Source organism: Terriglobales bacterium (genome assembly GCA_035561515.1).
In the GTDB taxonomy this organism is placed as follows: domain Bacteria; phylum Acidobacteriota; class Terriglobia; order Terriglobales; family Acidobacteriaceae; genus DATMXP01.
Genome location: DATMXP010000024.1, coordinates 276,691 through 290,457, shown reverse-complemented (window position 1 = coordinate 290,457; position 13,767 = coordinate 276,691). Strand labels below are relative to the sequence as shown.

General features: G+C 54.4%; 16 protein-coding genes. 8 read left to right on the top strand and 8 right to left on the bottom strand.

Annotation, left to right across the window (positions count from 1 at the left end; all coding sequences use genetic code 11):
* Positions 1–1,132: 1,132 nt before the first annotated feature.
* The 4 genes from VN577_12435 to VN577_12420 all read right to left on the bottom strand — a co-directional run bounded on the left by VN577_12435 (position 1,133) and on the right by VN577_12420 (position 4,737).
* The gene (locus tag VN577_12435) at positions 1,133–1,522 is read right to left on the bottom strand and encodes a hypothetical protein (GenBank protein HWR15631.1); all 390 of its coding nucleotides are present in this window, start codon (positions 1,520–1,522) and stop codon (positions 1,133–1,135) included.
* A gap of 1,236 nt (positions 1,523–2,758) precedes the next feature.
* Complete coding sequence (locus VN577_12430) at positions 2,759–2,893, bottom strand: hypothetical protein (GenBank protein ID HWR15630.1); 135 nt, start codon at positions 2,891–2,893, stop codon at positions 2,759–2,761.
* A 600-nt stretch (positions 2,894–3,493) separates the two neighbouring features.
* The gene (locus tag VN577_12425) at positions 3,494–4,099 is read right to left on the bottom strand and encodes a VOC family protein (protein ID HWR15629.1); all 606 of its coding nucleotides are present in this window, start codon (positions 4,097–4,099) and stop codon (positions 3,494–3,496) included.
* A gap of 89 nt (positions 4,100–4,188) precedes the next feature.
* Complete coding sequence (locus VN577_12420) at positions 4,189–4,737, bottom strand: hypothetical protein (protein HWR15628.1); 549 nt, start codon at positions 4,735–4,737, stop codon at positions 4,189–4,191.
* A gap of 577 nt (positions 4,738–5,314) precedes the next feature.
* Here VN577_12420 and VN577_12415 point away from each other — a divergent pair.
* From VN577_12415 to VN577_12405, 3 genes are all read left to right on the top strand, one after another.
* Positions 5,315–6,679 carry a DUF1254 domain-containing protein gene (locus VN577_12415; GenBank protein ID HWR15627.1) on the top strand — a complete coding sequence of 455 codons (1,365 nt, stop codon included), beginning with the start codon at positions 5,315–5,317 and terminating at the stop codon, positions 6,677–6,679.
* Positions 6,680–6,745: 66 nt separating this feature from the next.
* The gene (locus tag VN577_12410) at positions 6,746–7,225 is read left to right on the top strand and encodes a hypothetical protein (protein HWR15626.1); all 480 of its coding nucleotides are present in this window, start codon (positions 6,746–6,748) and stop codon (positions 7,223–7,225) included.
* 112 nt (positions 7,226–7,337) lie between these two features.
* Positions 7,338–7,538 carry a cold shock domain-containing protein gene (locus VN577_12405; protein ID HWR15625.1) on the top strand — a complete coding sequence of 67 codons (201 nt, stop codon included), beginning with the start codon at positions 7,338–7,340 and terminating at the stop codon, positions 7,536–7,538.
* Positions 7,539–7,726: 188 nt separating this feature from the next.
* On the opposite strand, the gene VN577_12400 is transcribed toward VN577_12405, so the two are convergent.
* From VN577_12400 to VN577_12385, 4 genes are all read right to left on the bottom strand, one after another.
* Positions 7,727–8,212: a hypothetical protein gene (locus tag VN577_12400; protein ID HWR15624.1), complete on the bottom strand. Its 486-nt coding sequence runs from the start codon at positions 8,210–8,212 to the stop codon at positions 7,727–7,729.
* Positions 8,212–9,033, bottom strand: coding sequence for a hypothetical protein (locus VN577_12395; GenBank protein HWR15623.1), 822 nt, complete (start codon positions 9,031–9,033; stop codon positions 8,212–8,214). The genes VN577_12400 and VN577_12395 overlap by 1 nt, the downstream gene beginning before the upstream one ends.
* Before the next feature lie 170 nt (positions 9,034–9,203).
* Positions 9,204–9,698, bottom strand: a complete 495-nt coding sequence (locus VN577_12390; protein HWR15622.1) for a hypothetical protein — start codon at positions 9,696–9,698, stop codon at positions 9,204–9,206.
* 327 nt (positions 9,699–10,025) lie between these two features.
* The gene (locus VN577_12385) at positions 10,026–10,478 is read right to left on the bottom strand and encodes a hypothetical protein (GenBank protein ID HWR15621.1); all 453 of its coding nucleotides are present in this window, start codon (positions 10,476–10,478) and stop codon (positions 10,026–10,028) included.
* Between the two features lie 83 nt (positions 10,479–10,561).
* On the opposite strand from VN577_12385, the gene VN577_12380 reads away from it, so the two are divergent.
* From VN577_12380 to VN577_12360, 5 genes are read left to right on the top strand one after another with little or no spacing between them, the layout of a single operon-like run.
* A complete protein-coding gene (locus tag VN577_12380; GenBank protein HWR15620.1) occupies positions 10,562–10,744 on the top strand; it encodes a hypothetical protein in 183 nt (60 codons plus the stop codon).
* A gap of 31 nt (positions 10,745–10,775) precedes the next feature.
* Positions 10,776–11,489 (top strand): molybdenum cofactor biosynthesis protein MoaE, encoded by a 714-nt coding sequence (locus VN577_12375; protein HWR15619.1) that lies wholly within the window; start codon positions 10,776–10,778, stop codon positions 11,487–11,489.
* Positions 11,486–12,436 carry a VWA domain-containing protein gene (locus VN577_12370; protein HWR15618.1) on the top strand — a complete coding sequence of 317 codons (951 nt, stop codon included), beginning with the start codon at positions 11,486–11,488 and terminating at the stop codon, positions 12,434–12,436. Before VN577_12375 ends, VN577_12370 begins: the two co-directional genes overlap by 4 nt.
* A gap of 25 nt (positions 12,437–12,461) precedes the next feature.
* Positions 12,462–12,731, top strand: a complete 270-nt coding sequence (locus tag VN577_12365; protein HWR15617.1) for an RNA chaperone Hfq — start codon at positions 12,462–12,464, stop codon at positions 12,729–12,731.
* A gap of 37 nt (positions 12,732–12,768) precedes the next feature.
* Positions 12,769–13,620, top strand: coding sequence for an inositol monophosphatase family protein (locus tag VN577_12360; GenBank protein ID HWR15616.1), 852 nt, complete (start codon positions 12,769–12,771; stop codon positions 13,618–13,620).
* Positions 13,621–13,767 lie beyond the last annotated feature (147 nt).

Here is a 13,767-nt window from a genome sequence, read left to right as displayed (position 1 = left end):
GTCTACATATATGAAAACAATGGACTTATAAGTCCTTTGTTTTGTTATATGGAAATTCCGTATAAGAAAACAAAGGATTTACAAGTTGCATATAACAAAACAAACGAGTTAGCGGCGGGAAGTGCCGCACCTCCGGCGCTTATTGGTGTTTTCCTCCTCTGACCCAACGCTTCGCGCTGGGCTGAAAATGCGTTACGCGCCTCCGGCGCTCACAAAGCAGAAAGGCGACCGCTGAGGCGATCGCCTTTGAATTTCTATCCTGATTCAAGAGTAGCAATTTGGACGGGGGTAACATGCCAACAAAATCGAAAATTTATTTGGTGTGTTTTCAGAGACTTAGGTTCTTGGAGGGCGCGTGACCCCCTTGACAACAAATTTTGTCACTTCTATGGAAGTTTGAAGTTTGGATTAACCACCAGGGGCCAGGGGATAGCGGATAGGGGATGGTGGCTAGATGTTGACGGTGCGGTGCCAGCGGCGCGGTTGGGGACTCGAACGACTGGAAATCAAAAGCAAACCCTGAGGGTGTGGACGGTGGTGGTTCCCAGGTTAGCGCTTCGCGCGAACCTGGGGCACCAGACCACTATCAAGTGGTACATTGCTCTCATATGCTTCGAAACAGTCTGAGCGTATTGGTCTTGTTCTCTGTTGCCATGCCCTGTACTGCCCTCGATTTTCCCGACGTAAACGTAGGCTGCAAACAGATTCAGTCTTACTGGGAATGGTCGCGGGAACACACACTGCCGTACCGTGCATCTACTGAACGCTCAAATGCCATAAACAAAGGCCGCAGACAACTTGAATTGGGCGTGACGGTTGATCGACTCAAAAAGGTAATGCCCGAGCCCGACTGGGCGATGAAGACAGAGCGAGGGTGTGTCTGGAAATACGTTGTTAAGCTTCATAATGATAGAGATAGCGGTAAGGTCTTCTCGGTTGGGTTCGACGGCGAGGGTGACAAAATCCGATCCCTTGGTTGGGGTGATCCCTTTGAATTTGTGAGTCACTAGGGAAGATAGGTGGTTGGTATGGGATTTCTCGCGACCTATTTGGGTTCGGCGGAGCTTTCTTCTAACTGACAGAGTCGAAGTTTATTGGCGATAAAGGGGATTTTCCGCAATTAATTGGCGACTTAATCGAAAGTTCGGATGAATCCCTGCTCCAATCGGCCATCTGGTAGGAGAACCCAGTTGCGGCTGTTCTTTAGCAATAAGAATCCGTCCACTAGCACATCAGCTTCACGAACCACGATCTCGTGACCTTTGTAGCGAAGTGTGCCAGTTCCATTAACAGTGATTCTCCTTCCGCTTTGTCCGTTCGAAGACAGAATCGGTTTGCCTTGCGTTACCTTTACCGACTCGGTGCGAGTCTCACCAGAAATCCACAAAGCGTGCTGTGCTGCCGGAAACACGATGACGATGTACGGCGGAATCTTGCGACTTTGCTGCGACCATAGATAACCAACGGTTACGGCAATCACCGCCGAAACAACTACTAACCTTTTTAAGGTCGGTCTGCTCATTCCAATCTTCGATCAGCGTGACACCTTCTCAACGGTTCAGCAAGATAGCTGTCGAAAACAAACGATTCACTATGTATCCCAAAAGTAACCGGGAGGGTCGGGATGTGCAGTCCGTAGCGGTTACTAGTGGAGGGGATTACCGCCACCTATACCTAACGGGTGTGGACGGTGGTGGTTCCCAGGTTAGCGCTTCGCGCGAACCTGGGGCACCCGCGCGGCGACGCAGCACTCGAGCGGCAAAATTGTACTTAGCGCTTCTGCATTCTCCTCGATAAGCTGAGAGCTGTCGATAACCCGATTCCGAGTACGTAAAGAGTGGAAGGTTCCGGGACTCTTGAGATCGCGCCGGTCATATAGATGTGAGTACTGCCACCACTCCACCCGACGTAAAGATTATTTCCGAAAAAGTCCACTCCAGTGCCGTCACCGACCCCGTAAACTCCTCCAATTAAGTCCGTTACCTCTCCTCCCTCCACGGTAATGCTGGGAGAAACACCGCCGATACAGGCAACACAGCGGGGCTCTTCGGGGAGCCATCCTCTGAAACCGATGAAGTCATCGTTAGGATGATTTTGGTCATACACTCTGGTACCAATCTGCAAATAGAAGTTAGTCATCAAGCCGTGTAATGCTGTCCCATTCATCAAGAAGAGGGAGTCCTCTACGGTAAAAGTGGCCCGGTATTGTGTGCCGTTCGGAACATCACAGGGGAAATCGTGAAAGCCCCAGGGATTGGGACAAATAGTGGGAAGCCCGTCTGTCGACGTTACTGTTAATAAGAGTTGCTAATTGACAGGCGATGCACTTGCAGGCGTCAGGAACAGAAAAAGCGAGGATGCCAGCACCCCGATCATCGGAACATTTCTAAGCAGCATGGTTCAGCTCCAAGGGAATTCTCGGAGTTCTCGGGGAGGGAGACGGGCGAAGGCTAACACATGGAGGTCTCAAATAGAACGAAATCGTTACTGTGTTTCGAAAATGGAACATCGTGTGGTCAAAAACGGGAAAGGGCAGGTACCCCATGTTTGCGCACAGCGATAACGTGGGTTCACCACCAGCGTTCGAACCGCCAAGTGTCCTGTATTCAGAAACATCAACGCGGTAGAATCGCAGCCACCACTTGGAGCGACGCAGCGGATGAGCACACTCAGTTTGCCCGGTTCTCCTGAAGAGTTAGTGAAGCGTTTGAAGTTTCTCCACGAAGAACGAAAACAACTTCCTTCTCCGTCGCGGCGGCTACGCCTGAAGCCTGCCGAACGAGCCACTATTCTCGAGAAGACCGCTGGAAGATGCCATCTGTGTGGCGGACAGATAAGTGACAGAAAGTTCGCCGCAGACCATGTCCTTGCCCACGCCGCGGGAGGTATTCATGCGATCGACAACTATCTCCCGGCTCATGGACTGTGCAATGGATGTCGGTGGTTTTACTCGGCTGAAGAGTTCCAGTGGATTCTGAAGTTTGGCGTTTGGGCTCGAAAGCAGGTGGAAGATGAAACGAAGGTCGGTCGTACCATCGCCGAGCAGTTTCTAAAATATCAAGCAAAGACTAAAAGTCGCCGAAAAGTCACAGCGGCCGCAGGTTGCGGTTAGAAAGAATCGCTTTGGAAGAGCCTCCGTCACCTGCCGGCTAATACGTTCCGAGTTTAGTTCTGCGACTGGTACAATCCTGTGAAATTGAGGAGCTAATGATGACGAGAACATTTGCGACCAAGTTCGTTTGGTTGGAACTTCAGAACAGCCAGAGCGTACTAGTCTGCTCGAAATGTGGAAATTCATCCATGATCATATCCAGAGGTCCTTTAGCCTCCAAGGGGAAGGCACAGAGCAAGATTGTGGCGCGCTGCGTCGCTTGCTCATCATGGGATAACGTTAGCTACGGAGCACCCGAAGCCCGCAGAAAAGCCACAATAACTAGTTGAGCCGATTCCAGCTTTTAGTTGTATCGGTCGGCGCGACTGAAGTCGCGGCGTATCAAAGCGGCTTCTTGAAGAGTTCTTCGGCGAGGGAAACGATGATGCCGGCAGGGCCTCGCATGTAGCAGAGCCGGTACAGGCCCTTGTACTGGACGATCTCGCCGATGAGTTCGCCGCCGTGGGGGCGCAGGCGAGCGACGGTGTCGTCCACGCTTTCGACGGTGAACATGACGCTGCGGAGGCCGAGCGCGTTCGGTGGTGCCATGGCCGGTTCGATGGCGATGAGTTTGGGATTGCGAAACTTCGTCAGCTCAAGCTTGCCGTGGCCATCCGGGGTCCGCATCATAGCGATCTCGACCTGGACACCGTCGATGGCGTTCACGCGGTCCACCCACGGGCCTTCGATGGACATCTGGCCTTCGATCGTCATGCCGAGCGCGGTGAAGAAATCGATGGCGGCGGCAAGGTCGTCGACGACAACGCTGACGTGATCCAATCTCTTGATCGTCATGTGGGTAGTATAGCGACGGTGGAAGCGGACTCGGACGATGGCACGTTTGCCTTCCCACGGAAACGAATGTCGTCCCTGCGGGACTCGGAGGTTTATTCCACTTTTCGACCCGACTCTTACGAGTCGGTCTATGGAATGCCGCGCGGATGACATAGGGATCTCCTAACAGGAAAAGCTGGAGCCCAATGGCCGAGGCCGCGCAGTGGCGTCTGAAACCTGTTTAGACGGGCAAGGCCGCGAAGCTATTGAATGTCTTCGAGGTGCCCCTCCAGGATGATGTTTCCGTATGTTCCGCCTGAGCTGCTGTTGGTTTGCAGGTACATGGTGATGGAGGTACCCGGATCCGCGTAAAAAGTGGTGCGTTCAGACAACGTAAAAATTGGGGATCCGCTGATTGAGAGTGGAGTTACCGCGAAAGAAAGGTACTCCAGATTGTTCGTCACAACCCAGACCTCAAGGGCACCCTGGGTGGGAGTGCTGCTGCCATTGGCGCCGACGAAATCAGCAACGAATCGCTTTCCGGTTGGGACAACGAAGGTGTTAGAGCTGACGTTGTCGATTGCAGTGCAGTCTTCGAAGTATGCGCCGCTGGGTACTTCGACATGGCAACTCATGCGCACCGCCTGTTTTGCGGGAACTGGCTGCACAGGTACAGGGTTGGAGGGCGTGTTGACGACCTGCACGAGCGCAGCGGCGATGGCCTGCACTGTGCGGGGAGCGCAGATGGAAAACATAAAGAGAGCGAACATGAAGGTGAGGGAGATGGCCAGAAAACGCTTTGCTGATGACATAGCAATCCTCCAGAAGTGAGTTGCCCGATTGGTTCGTCCTATGGGCCCAGAGGATGGTGGTGCTCTATTCGATCATCGAGGAGTCCGCGATGAGTTCGGATAAGCCGGCTCCTGAACAGACGCGGTGAAATCCGCAGAATGAAGCCGCTTCTGCGGAAACTCACAATGAAAATGAAAGGGGTATCCGAGGTAGTTGGGGCAAGTGACGTGCCGCTGAAGTGTGTTGGCCAAGAAAAACTGGAGTCCCCCGATGTGGGGCCGGGTCGGGTAAGTCATATGGAGGTGTTGGAGCGGGGATACGCTAGTCCCGTTTCGGGAAGATGGCGGATGGGGCCGCCAAAAGAAGCGCTGTTTTGCGGCCACCGTTTCACTGCTCGCGCCGGCGAATGAAAACAATTGCACACGAGAAAGAAGGAGTTTGGAGTTTCACCAACTCAGAAGCGCCGTATAGATTCCTTGGGGATTTATCGCCACAATCGCCCCGACTCGCCTAGTAGAACTGACAGTTTTATTGTGCAACTGCCACCCGTACGCTCTGACGGACAAATCCATCACAACAAAACAGGGATGTGGCGCCATGAAAAACACGTTGCTCACAACAAATGCCGATGAGGCTTATCAGCTTGGGATTGAGGCTTACATCTACTTCTATCCGCTGGTGTTAATGGACATCACGCGGCGAGTCATGACCAATGTTCCGCCGGGAGTGAAGCCGGGCATGGGGCCGATGAACAAGTTTTGGCACATGAGGGCATATCCGGCGGCGGATATGCGGGAGGTGGTGCGGCCGAACTTCGACACACTGTACTCCATTGCGTGGGTCGATCTGACCAAGGAGCCAATGATTGTCTCGGCACAGGATACCCAAGGTCGGTATTACATGTTGCCGATGCTCGATATGTGGACCGACGTGTTTGCAGTACCGGGTAAACGAACCAGCGGCACGGCTGTCCAACATTACGCCGTAGTGCCACCGGGCTGGAAGGGTCAGTTGCCGGAAGGTGTGAAACTGATTCAATGTCCCACCTCCTACTTCTGGATCGTCGGGAGGACCCAGACGAATGGCCCCGCCGACTACGCGTTTGTAAACAAGATTCAGGATGGTTATGCGGTGACTCCGCTTTCACGTTGGGGCAAGGAGCCGGAGCCGGTGACGTATGAAGCCGACGCCAGCGTGGACATGAAGACGGACCCAATGAAGCAGTTGAGCGACATGGCGGCAAAGGATTACTTCACCTATGCCGCGGAGTTGATGAAGCTGCATCCGCCCCATGTCACCGATTGGTCCACCATAGCGCGCCTGGCCCGCATTGGTATCGTGCCAGGAAAGAGCTTCGCGTGGGAGAGCCTGAGCCCCGCAGTGCAGCAGTCGCTTGGCAAAACTACCACTGACGCTTTGCAGGAAATGCATGCGAAGTTCCCGAGTTTGACGAAGGCGGTCAACGGATGGCAGGTAAACACCGACTCGATGGGCGTTTACGGCAACTTCTATCTCAAGCGCGCGATCGTTGCCCTGATTGGATTAGGGGCGAACCAACCGGAAGACGCAGTTTATCCGCTGAACATCAGTGACGCAGACGGCGAAACAATGCGGGGAGAGAACAATTACATCCTGCACTTCGATAAGCAGGAATTGCCGCCGGTTGAGGCGTTCTGGTCGGTGACGATGTATGACGAGGAAGGGTATCAGGTGCCGAATCCGATCAACCGGTTCGCCATAGGAGACCGCGATTCGCTGAAGTACAACGCGGACGGATCGCTTGACCTTTTCATCCAGCACCAAAATCCCGGCCCAGAAAGGGAGTCCAATTGGTTGCCGTCCCCGGCAAGCGGAGTGCTGGGCGTTACCATGCGCCTCTACGCGCCGCGCACTTCCGTGACCTCGGGGATATGGGCGCCGCCTGCGATCCGCTGCGTGCGGTCGAAAAGCGCGACGGCTTAGCGCTACAGAGCTATTAACTGCGGTGCGAGTCTGACCGTTGAAGACGGCCGAGTCGGGCGAGGGCATATGCGAAAACATCTGATCTGGATCGTCGCACTATTGTCGATACTTCCTGTGCAAGCCCAGACGTCGCGCTGGGAGGACCTTGAGCAAATCCATGGCGGCGCCAAGATCGAAGTGGTTGAGCGATCGCTGAAAAGCACTTCCGGCAATTTCGTTCGGGTTTCGCAGGCCGATCTCACACTCGAGGTGAAAGGTAAAGAGGTTACGATTCAAAAAGAGCAGGTGCGCAGGGTATCGGTGGTCCGCACGAAACGTAAGCGCAATGCGCTGATCGGCTTGGCTGCCGGGGCGGGTGCAGGAGCTGGTTGGGCCGTAGCAATGCGCAACACCGAAAACTGGCGTCCCGGAGATAGCGCAGGTTTAGTTGGCGGATGTGCAGGAATTGGGGCGGAGATCGGGGCGTTAATAGCGTCGAAATCTACAACAGCCGTTTACATCGCAGACGAGCCGAAGCGAGCGAGCGTGAAAGCAGCGTCGCGTTGAGCGGATCTCCAGGGGAGCATCGCGTCGCAAGTAGATGGGGAGGGGGTGGGGGATTTTCAACTACCTAATACCGGGTGGGTGTAAATTAGACACCCGGTTTTTGGGAGCGGATATGCAAGGAACAGTTAAGTGGTTCAATGACGGTAAAGGTTTCGGTTTTATCACGCCTGACGATGGAGGCAAGGACGTCTTCGTTCATCAAACTGCGATCACCAGTAGCGGATTCCGATCGCTGGCTGAAGGCGACAGGGTGGAGTTTGAAACTGAGCAAGGACAGAAGGGGCCACAAGCGAAGAATGTCCGAAAATTATAAGAGCGAGCCTTGGACGCATATTAGGTAGAAGGATTCCGCCCCACGCGACGGTCCGAATCGCGAAAATGGTGAGAGCTAAGGGGATTTCGCGCTAGCTATCGCTTTATTGACTTTGCTCCGTATCTGGATTGTGAGTGATATGGAGATTTTTCGCCCTCTATCCCTAAAGAGTGGGATATGGCGAACTATCATCTACGCTCCACGGCTTCAGGATGCTGTGCTCGCCGTCGAACCGGTAGTTCCTGAAATCCTTCGTTCGAGAGAAATTCTGACATTTTGTTCAGACTAGCAGCACTCTGGGAAAAGAATGTTGCTCGCTGGTTCCGATCTGCATAGAGAACGAATCGCTTCGGCCTCGGAACAAAGAGGAAATCACCGATGTCCTTCATAGCCGCTTCGAGCACCTGAATGAGTGCATCGCGGCCCTCAACCTCGATCGTCACATCATGCTCAAGGTGCATCTCGTTCGAGCCAATCAAAGTTTTTAAGTGCTCTGGCTCAAACACCAGGTTATCAACCGTAAGATTCGCATCACGGGCTTCCTCCAATGCTTGAATGATGGCAGAAGCGAACCGAGCGACGTTCTTCCCGGCGGGTATTTGATATGTACGCTGGTAACGCCACGCTGTGCGTCCGAATTTCTTGATTGTTCCGGGATTGAGGCGGACTCTCATCAGCGTATGAATCGCGTCAGTACGAAGAAGAACGATAGCAGGACGATCAGCACGGCACCCCAAACAAGCAAGGTTCCGGTAACGCTGCCCACAAATCCAAAGTAGAGCAACCAGCCGCAGAGAACCAGGCCGAACACAACCTCAATCACAAATTCAGCCTTCTGGACGCGGCGGAGATCAGCCCATCGCCCGTTGTACACTTCGCGCCAGACGCCCCGTGCGACGGGGTTCACTAATCTCGGTTCGTTCTTACTGTTCTGCAATATCCGCCTCCTTGTAGCAGGGAAGGTTATGAGTGATAAGGGGATTTTGCGACATCTATTGTGCGACACCCAGTCGCTCGCCCCGTTCTTCGACAGCTTTTCTGGCCGCAAGAGACCTCCGACTGTGTACGCAGTGGCAGTGAACAGCGGTGCAGTGTGAGTGAACTGGTCTATAACCCAACGAGAACGCAACGGTGATGCGGGGAGATCCCACCAGTCGCCGGTGAAGAACCATTGCCATACCGAGATGTTTGGCAGACTAACGATTCGGCTCCAAGTCACGATACCAACAATCATCCAGGCAGCAGGAATGACCCAAACCCATCTTGCAGCTTTGCGCTCTCCAATTCGATTGATGAGAAGCAGGCCCAACACGAGGGCGATGGCGGTCTGAATAATGAAGGGAGGAGTCGACCCTAGCCGCTGATAAGAACTGCCGCTGACGAACTTGCCCAACAGGTCCGTAACAGTGGCAGAAACAAAAATCGCCGCGACCGTCAAAAACATCGGGACAATCGTCGCGAACAGCAAATGGATGAGGTATTTGAAGGCTTTCATTCCCGCCACTCTAGCGCGTGAAATGTACTGTGAACCACGCTGGAGTTCCACAGTTTTCACATAACTGTTGTAATCAGGTGTTTCCACAAGTATCCCAATTTGGAACCGAAATGGATGGAAGGGTGACGCCCAACGTGGGATTAACAGGGGGAACAGGATTTTCCCGCCACCTATCTGGATGACGCCGTTTGGAACTGCACAACCTGGGGAAGCATTTCGTCAGCAAATTCACAGCCTTTTATGCTTCTGAGGCACTCAGTGTTGAAACTCAACGCGGCCTTCTTTTGATCCGCCGTTGCCTCGGGCGTGAATCTGACGTCCAGCATTAGCATCGGTCGCGCCACACCCACAGGGACTTTGCTGCCTACTTCATACGAGCCTTGAGGATTGCTCACCATCCATTGAACCGTTGCTGAATGGCCACGATTATTTGCCATCACCAATTCCACGAAAGAGAGCCTTTCCTTGCCCGAAATCACGACTATCAAAAAGGTGGTTCGCGCTAAACCGATTCGTATTAGCCACGGATTGTAAAAATGAAACACTGCGCACGTACCTTCTCCGCAATCGCCCTGCGCTCGATACCGAGAATACTTAGCAGCCAGGCTCTGGATGTTGGCTGAAGGGGAAACCCCTACTTTGAGTTTTTCAATGTCCGAAAGCATGGCCTGAGCGTCCCGCGCAACGAGTCTATTTGCGATGATGGTTGTTACGCAGAAAACAAATGTTAATGAGACGACGCTTGCGATTATCCAAATCGCTACTCGCAATCGCCGTTGCGTGAGGCCGAACCATGCGCCCTTAGGCCAGACATTCATACGTGGCTATATATCACACGCTTTACAGTTCGGGATGAAGATAACTGTCGGCAACAGGGGTTTTCACCCAGTATCTATTCCAGGTGGAACCGAAGCGTGCGGGATGTGGTGTCCGTAGCGGTTAGTAGTGGAAGGGAGATTTATCGCCATTTATTTGTGGTCTTCTACAAAACTTCAGCCCATGCTGTCCGTTCCCTCGTGCGTTCCCGATTTATCGGGCCACAAACCTCGCTGTTGCAAAAACCGGTGTCGTCCGCTGAAGCGGACTCGGACATTCCAGCCTTCCCACCACTTACGTGGTGGGCTAATGAATTTCGCCGCTGTGCGGCTCGTCGTGTCGACTTTGCTCTCTCCTGCATCCAAAGTTGAATGCGCTGCGAGGCTTCGAAGTCTCTTGGGTACGATCCCACGGGCGAGTCCAGCGTCCCGTGCGGAGACGAGGGGGAATACTGTCCGATCTGCGAAATCGTGCTTTGCGACGCCTGCCATGAAGTTGTTGCGCAGCATCTGGTTCGAGTCCCCAAGAAGCGCCCGGCCAGCGTCGACCTTCCGGGGCGCGACCGCCGCACCGGCCAGAAATAGGACGGGGTAATGCGTAAGCAACCTGAGTAGCTGATTCCGTCCCATCCTTATGTCTCTCTAGTGCTTCCACCCGATGGAAACTTGGTTAACAGCCGCTACATTAGCCGTAATAGATGTTGGGGTTGTACATGAGCCATCGTGAAATCCTGCTGAACAAATGCCGCAATGAATTGCAGAAGACGGTATTCCTGCGCTGCCTTTTAAAGCTGCGGTCCGTCAGATCCCTGGAACTGACGCGCGAGGCCGAGTCGCTGAAGCGGCAGAACCGCCAGCTTCTTCGGCGTACCCGCAAGCTGCTGAAAACCACCTGATCGCGTTTACCTGCCTGTTATCCTTGATGCCATGCAGGTAAAAGTTCTTTTCTTTGGATCGCTACGCGACGCCATGGGCAAGTCGTCGGAAACCATGACCTTGCCTGAAGGCGCGGCGATTTCTGACCTGCTGAAATCAGTCACCCGCGACAAACCTGCCGTTTCCGCGTTAATACCTTCGCTGGCCATCTCCGTGAACCAGGAATACGCCACTCGCGACGTTCAACTCCGCGACCGGGACGAGGTCGCCCTGCTGCCTCCGGTGAGCGGCGGCGCAGTAACGGCTGGGGAATCGTGCGAAATCGTAAGGGATCGGATCGACACCGCTTCGGTTGTCGCGCCCCTGAAGCGCGACGAAGATGGTGCCGTGGTTGTCTTCGAGGGGATTGTCCGCAACAACACCCGAGGGCGCAAAACCTCGTACCTGGAGTATCACGCCTACGAGCAGATGGCGATCAAGCAGATGGACCAACTCGTCAGCGACGCGCGGCAGAAGTTTGGCATCGACCAGGCGCGCATTGTGCACCGTCTCGGCGAGCTGCAGATCGGCGACATCAGCGTCCTGATTGTGGTGACCTCGGCGCACCGCGGAGCCGCGTTCGACGCCAGCCGGTTCCTCATCGACAACTTGAAGCGGACGGTGCCGATCTGGAAGAAAGAGTTCTTCGAAGACGGAGTTGTTTGGACCGACGGCGAGCCGTTTCCCGAAACCTTCTTCAATCCCGCAAAGGGCGACCGACAGTGAGACCGTCCTCGCATTTTCGACTGCTGCTGGTTTGGTTGCTGCTGGCGTTGATGGCGGTCGCGCAGCAGGGGGAGCCTCAGCAAGACCAGCAGGAAGAAAAGCTGCCGACCTTCACGGTGGACGTGAAATTGGTCAACGTTTTCGCGACCGTGCTGGATCAGACCGGAGCGCCGATCGGCGGTTTGACTAAGGACAATTTCAAGATTTACGAAGACGGCCTTCCGCAGAATATCGCTGTTTTCAGTAAGGAATCGGAATTGCCGCTGTCGATCATTCTCGCGATGGATGTCAGCCTGTCGGTGAAGAAAGACCTGAAGCTCGAGGTTGAATCGGCGCGGCGGTTCGTGAAGGCACTCATCCGTCCGCAGGATGCGGTTTCGCTCTTCCAGTTCAGCGAGCATGTGGATCAGCTCACCGGCTTTACTTCCAACATGAAGAAGGTTGATGACGGACTGGCAAAGGTGCATCCGGGTTCCGCGACCGCGCTTTACGATGCCATCTATCTTGGCGCCGGAAAACTCTCCAGCCGCCAGGGAAGAAAAGTGATGGTGGTGATTACCGACGGCGGCGACACCATAAGCAGCGTCAAATACCTGGAGGCTTTGCGGGCGGCGCAGGAATCGGAAGCCATTGTTTACAGCTTGATCATCCAGCCGATCCAGTCGGACGCCGGCCGCGACCTTGGCGGAGAGCATGCGCTGATCCAGATGTCCCACGACACGGGCGGCAAGTTCTTCTACGCACAGGGAATCGGCGAACTGGACAAGGTGTTCCAACAGGTGTCCGAGGAGCTACGTACCCAGTATCTGCTGGCGTATTACCCGACGAAGCGGCCGACGACCTCGCCGTTCCGCAAGATCAAGATCGACGTGGATGCCGATGTCCCGAACGGGCCTGCCGTGGCACGCCACCGTACCGGCTACTACACGGTAAAAGACAGTTTCTGACGAGTATCGGTTAAAATGTTCCGATATGGCGTTCCGTGGTCCAACTAACAACTCAAAGAAGCCCAAGTCTCCGCCGCCAGAGGACACTTTCGAAGAGGCTCTTTATCTTAAGCAGCTTGGTGAAAAGCAGAAGACCGTCACCATCAAGTTGATGGGCGGCGAAACCGTGCGTGGATGGGTGGAGTACTACGACAAGAACATGATCCGTTTGACGCGCGAAGGCGAGCCGAATCTGTTCATCTTTAAACACGAAATCATGTATATCGCGGAAGAAAGCTCCGCACGAAAGAAATAAGGAAAGAGCCACGGAAGAATCTGCACGTGATTCGACCGTGGCATTCGTACGTATGGGCGAAACTAAGTTTGTAAGTTCGATGGAAGCAATGGCCCGCGAGGCGGGCGCGATGCTTTACGAGAAATTCAAGCAGCGCATCGGCTTCACCTATAAAGGTGATGCTGACCTTGTAACGGAAGCTGATCGCGCGGCGGAGAAGATGATTACGGATCGTATCCGGAAGGAATTTCCGGGCCACGATCTCTACGGCGAAGAAGGAACGCGGACAAATACGGGCAGCGACTATCGGTGGTATATCGATCCGCTGGACGGGACGACGAACTTTGCGCATGGCTTCCCGGTGTTCTGTGTTTCGCTTGGATTGGAGTTCAAGGGCGAGCGCATCGCCGGGGTGGTTTACGATCCGACGCGTGACGAAATGTTCTCGGCCGAAAAGGGAAGTGGTACGCACCTTAATGGCGAGCGAGTGCAGGTGTCGAAGGTCGACAACCTGAAGGAGTGCCTGACGGGAACAGGTTTCCCGAGCCACAAGCGGCATAAGAATCCGAATATCTACTTCTACCAGGTGATCACGTTGCGGACGCATGGCGTGCGTCGCGCAGGCTCGGCTGCATTGGATCTGGCGAATGTCGCTTCGGGCAGGCTCGACGCGTTTTGGGAGTTCAACCTGAATCCGTGGGACACGGCAGCAGGAGTGCTGCTGGTGCAAGAGGCCGGCGGCAAGGTGACGAAGTTTGACGGCAGTACCTGGGAGATCGATTCGCGCGAGACGCTGGCGACCAATGGGCTTGTCCATGAGGCCATGATGGACGTGATGCGCCAGGTGTTCGAAGGCCGGGACCTGCCAGAACTGGCCAGCGCGGTGGAGTACGCTAAGAGCAGGGGATAGCCGTTAGGGGCTAGCGGTTAGCGACTGGCCCGCTGGATCAAGAGGGACCTGCAATACCTGCCAATAAACATGCGTGATACAACGCCGAATGGCGTGCCGAATTGCCAATGCTTCGGCTTGCATCTTAATTTGATGGGAACCCCAGTT